The following is a 4569-nucleotide window of genomic DNA, read 5'->3' as shown; positions in this document are numbered from 1 at the left end:
CTATGTCGCTTTCAAGCGGCGACTTTCATAATATACCACAGCTGAATCATTCATTGCAACCTGTTTTTTATTACCATGTCGCTTTATGTATGTCGTCTGCTGTCTTCTTATGAAGCCCGTTCGAAGGGGCGAGAATTAATTTACCACAGCCTGTACAGGACCGTCAACCCTTTATTCCACTTTTATTTCAATCTTTTTTAGCGGTTGTTTCTGACCCTGAGAGCATACCGGGACAGCTCTCTCGGAGGCGCAATCCGGGCGAACATCCGGAATACGATCCGGTACCTGCGGGTTATGGCCTGTTTGATATCTACGTCGAGCCGGGAATCCCCTAAATCAAGCAGCATCTCGTCCAATTCCTTGCGCAGCACATAGTCGAGTTCCTTGCATTCCTTGTCGTTGAAAAGTATTCCGAGCATAACGGGGTGCCTCCTTGAATGTCTGGAACATTCCATGGTCTGATGCCGCTTTACAGTTATGCTCAAATAATGGAAGTTTTATTACAGCTGCAAAATCCATCTTGTCAGCGTGCTTTCCACTATCGCGGCTGCCAAAAGAAGCAGGACGACAATCGCTGCGGCAGGGACAAGGCTTTGGAGATAAGCCTTCCATTCAGCCCGGACAGAGTCCGTATCCCTTCCCGACATAGCAAGCGCCAGCCAGCGCCAGACATATCCCCCAAGCTTCATTCCATATGCGGCGGCGAGGATGATGACGGGAATTTCGATGATGCCGTGAGGCAGAATTCCTTTTGTAAAATGAAGCAGCGTCTCTCTCGTTCCCGCTTCTGCCGCTTCAATCGTCCATAAATAACCGAGAACCATGCCATTCATGACGAGAAAAAACACCGGAAGCGCCCCGAAGAGAATGCCTGCCGCCATCACAACGAGCGCTTTTACCGCATTGTTGAAAAAAATGAACAAGAAAAAGCTGAGTGTCGGATTGCCGCTTTCCTGAAGCGTCTTGGCCAAATCCCGGATCTGGCTCATTTGACCTTCAAGCATGGCATGGAAGCTTTCATTGACCGCTCCGATCCAAGCGCCGGCCGCGAACAGCAGGCATCCCAGCCAAAACTGCCGGCGCACCAGCTTGATGGATGCGAAGCTTGCTTTCATTCGATTGCTCATTCCATTTCCCCCTAAAATTAGGCTGCGGCGCGAATATCCCGTACGGACGGGCATAGATTGTACTAATCCATACAGCAAGCCAAGCTTGCCGCGAAAGGAGCCCGTTCATCGATGAATCATTTTTATGTATTCAACGGAAGAAAAATCAGGCGTTATTTCTTCTTGGCCGTGGCCGTCATTTTTGCCGCCGGTGTCATCTATACCGAGAAGGACCAAATCTCCGTGTTCGCGAACGATCAGCCTGCCGCTATCTATGATGTGCCGACAAGCAAAAAAATCATCGCTTTGACCTTCGATATCAGCTGGGGAGAAAAGCGGGCCGAGCCCATCCTTGAAATCCTTAAAGAGAAAAACGTCAAGAACGCTACGTTCTTCCTCTCCTCTCCCTGGGCGCAAACCCATCCGCAAATCGTCAAATCCATCGTTGACAGCGGCTGGGAAATCGGCAGCCACGGCCACAAGCACGAAAACTACAGCAAGCTGACCGACGAAGAAATCAAGAATCAGATCCAGACAGCCCACTCCATCCTTACCCAGGAGACGGGAAAAGCACCCCAGCTCATCCGCCTCCCCAACGGGGATTTTGACAAAAGGGTGCTTCAAGTTTCGGAAAGCTTGGGCTACAAGGTCATCCAATGGGACACCGATTCCCAGGACTGGATGAATATCGGAACCCAAAACATTGTCGATCGAGTGCTCAAGCGCGCCCATCCCGGCGATATCGTGCTGCTTCATGCGAGCGATTCCGTGAAGCAGACCCACGAAGCGCTTCCGATTATCATCGACCAGCTCCGCAGCCAGGGCTATGAATTCGTCAGCGTTTCCCAGCTGATCAGCGGCACGGAGGCTTCCGGCAAGGAAGTGCGGGACAACGGCGTATCCAGCGAGCCGGTCACCATCCATATGTAGGCAGCCGCAAGAACTTCTTTCAGGCCGTCTTCGCCTCTGGCGCGTCGACGGCTTTTCTGCTGCCCGTAATGCGGTGAAGCAGCAGAATCTGGTAGGCATTGCAGACGACAAGCGGAGCCATCATGAAGAGGATCGCGCTTGTGCTTACACTGCCGTCATCTCCAGGCTGAAAGCTCGGCCATGCCTCGATCGCGGTCACGACAACCATCAGGAACAGCGTCGGGATGAAGGCGTGGTTATTGGTCATCCGGCTCTTCCATGCTCCGACCGCCCAAGATACGGCGGCGAGTCCAAGCGGCAGAGCCCAGAAGACGACATTGCCCAAGTCTTCGCGGGCGCCATATAGGACATAGCCGAGGAATCCGAGCGCAAAAATAGTCGTATACGCTTGCAAGGCATTCCATAGATAAGCTTTGCGGAATACGCTCAGAGCGATGTAATTGACCGTGAGATAAGCAAAAAAGCCCATCTGGCTGAAGGCGCCGATCAGCAAGCCCACCAGCATCATGTTGAACAGGTTGAAGCCGAATCCGGACCAGCCGAATACGCTGAAGCTCTTATCTGTCAAAAGCATCAGGACCCCGACGATCAATGTCGTCGCGGCGCCCAAGGCCAGCGTTGTCCAGAACAGGTGAAACCACTTGCGGATCGTCATGCGGATGTATCCCCCCAGAGAAGTTGGCCATATCCTTCATCTTACCATGAACGGAATAAAAAGCTAAGGCTTTCCCTGATATTCGCCCGTCTCTTCGCGCATACTGTACGTATCATCGCCGCTATCCTACACTTGGCGGCACAGCGAAGAAAGGGGAACCTCGACATGAAGCTCAAGCGGGCCTTGTACTGCTTTTCGATATCGGCTTTTGCTGCCGTTCTTCTGACCGGATGCGGCGCCGAGCCGCAAGGAGGAGGCGGCCAGCAGACCAGCTACAAAGACATGAAATCCATGGTGATCGACATCCTCAAGACGGAGGACGCCCAGAAAGCGCTGCAGGAAAGCCAAATGAGCGCTGCGGGAACGTCGAGCAGCGGCATCAAGTCGCTGTCGGTGCAGGATGCGGAAAGTGTGCGCATGGCTGTCAAGGAAACGATCACGTCGCCGGATTACGACAAAGTGATCAAGAAGCTGATGACGGACACCCGATTTGCCGGCGACTTCGCCAAAGCGGTCAACAAAGAAAACAAGGATATCCACAAAGAGCTGATGAAAGATCCCGGGTACCAGAAGGAATTGATCTCGGCCATGAAAACGCCGGAGATGGACAAGATGATTCTCGAAGTGCTCATGAGCTCGCAATACCGCAAGCAGGTCATGACCATCATGCAGGAATCGATGTCCAATCCGCTCTTCCGCGTGGAAATCCTCGACCTGCTCAAAAAAGCGGTTCAGGAAGAGCTTCGCGTCAAACCGGGCGAGAAAGTGGATACGAGCTCCGGCGGTGGCGGCGAAGGCGGCGACAGCGGCGGTGAAGACGGCGGCGGTGGCGGCGACGACAGCAAGGATAGCGGCGAAGGCAGCGGAACATCAAGCTGATGAGGACGTAAAGGCGGCTGGCGCCTGCTATAGCTCGGAAGCAGCAAAAGGCGGATATTCGGACTGGGTGAACAAAGGCGGTTGAGCCTTAAGCCAAGCTTTCAGTAAAGGCCAGTCATGAAGACGCCAAAAAGGGCAGCACCCGGATTTTCCAGGGGCTGCCCTTTTTGAATGGCGATGAAGAACAATCAATGTGCCGGCGCCAGCCTGATGACTTGATCGGCCAGCTCCAGATAGATGGCTCCCGTCTCCGTCTCCGCCTTGTACACCGACGGAGAGAAGTCCGGCTCGGATACATGGTTGTCCGGCGCGCCGAGAGGCACTTGAGCGAGCAGCGAAGTGTGCAGCGTCTCCGCCAGCTTCGCCCCTCCCCCGCGTCCGAACACATAGTCCTTCTCGCCGGTGGACGGGCTCATGTAATAGGACATGTTCTCCACGACTCCGAGGATCTCATGCTGTGTCGTGATGGCCATCGCCCCGGCGCGGGCTGCGACGAAGGCTGCTGTCGCATGAGGGGTCGTCACGATGATTTCCTTGCTCTGCGGCAAGATCTGGTGAACGTCGAGCGCGACGTCGCCCGTGCCCGGCGGCAAGTCCAGCAGCACATAATCCAGCTCTCCCCACTCGACTTCCTGGAAGAAGTTGCGCAGCATCCGCCCAAGCATCGGGCCGCGCCAGACGATAGGGCTGTTGTCCTCGACGAAAAAGCCCATCGAGATGACCTTCACGCCGAAGCGCTCAATCGGCTCGATCCGGCCGTCCACGATCTCCGGCCGCGATTCGATGCCCATCATGTCGGGCACGCTGAAGCCGTAGATGTCGGCATCGATCAAGCCGACCCGCTTGCCCCTGCGGGCGAGCGCCACCGCCAGGTTGACGGTGACGGTTGACTTGCCGACGCCGCCCTTGCCGCTGGCGACGGCGATGAACTGCGTGCCGCTGCGCTCCGCCAGCAGCGGCAGCGCCTCCAGGCCCGCCCCGTGCCCGCGCACGGGTGCG

6 protein-coding genes are annotated in these 4569 nt (G+C 55.4%); 2 read left to right on the top strand and 4 right to left on the bottom strand.

Annotated elements, in window-relative coordinates:
- Nucleotides 1-197 precede the first annotated feature (197 nt).
- On the bottom strand, nt 198-419 hold the full coding sequence (locus PHU01S_RS25360; protein ID WP_048749365.1) for a hypothetical protein: 222 nt from the start codon (nt 417-419) through the stop codon (nt 198-200).
- Nucleotides 420-500: 81 nt separating this feature from the next.
- Nucleotides 501-1127 carry a stage II sporulation protein M gene (locus tag PHU01S_RS25355; RefSeq protein ID WP_048749363.1) on the bottom strand — a complete coding sequence of 209 codons (627 nt, stop codon included), beginning with the start codon at nt 1125-1127 and terminating at the stop codon, nt 501-503.
- Between the two features lie 111 nt (nt 1128-1238).
- Here PHU01S_RS25355 and pdaB point away from each other — a divergent pair, with 111 nt between their 5' ends.
- Nucleotides 1239-2036, top strand: coding sequence for a polysaccharide deacetylase family sporulation protein PdaB (gene pdaB / locus PHU01S_RS25350; RefSeq protein ID WP_048749360.1), 798 nt, complete (start codon nt 1239-1241; stop codon nt 2034-2036).
- Between the two features lie 19 nt (nt 2037-2055).
- On the opposite strand, the gene PHU01S_RS25345 is transcribed toward pdaB, so the two are convergent.
- Complete coding sequence (locus tag PHU01S_RS25345) at nt 2056-2691, bottom strand: KinB-signaling pathway activation protein (protein ID WP_049868855.1); 636 nt, start codon at nt 2689-2691, stop codon at nt 2056-2058.
- A gap of 165 nt (nt 2692-2856) precedes the next feature.
- Between PHU01S_RS25345 and gerD the strand changes: the two genes are divergently transcribed.
- Nucleotides 2857-3570, top strand: coding sequence for a spore germination lipoprotein GerD (gene gerD, locus PHU01S_RS25340; protein ID WP_048749356.1), 714 nt, complete (start codon nt 2857-2859; stop codon nt 3568-3570).
- A 188-nt stretch (nt 3571-3758) separates the two neighbouring features.
- On the opposite strand, the gene PHU01S_RS25335 is transcribed toward gerD, so the two are convergent.
- Nucleotides 3759-4569 (bottom strand): Mrp/NBP35 family ATP-binding protein (locus PHU01S_RS25335; protein WP_127510475.1); only part of this gene is annotated, 811 nt, incomplete at its 5' end.

The sequence above is a fragment of the Paenibacillus humicus NBRC 102415 genome, from assembly GCF_004000905.1.
Classification (GTDB): domain Bacteria; phylum Bacillota; class Bacilli; order Paenibacillales; family Paenibacillaceae; genus Paenibacillus_O; species Paenibacillus_O humicus.
This window is presented reverse-complemented; position numbering and strand designations above follow the sequence as displayed.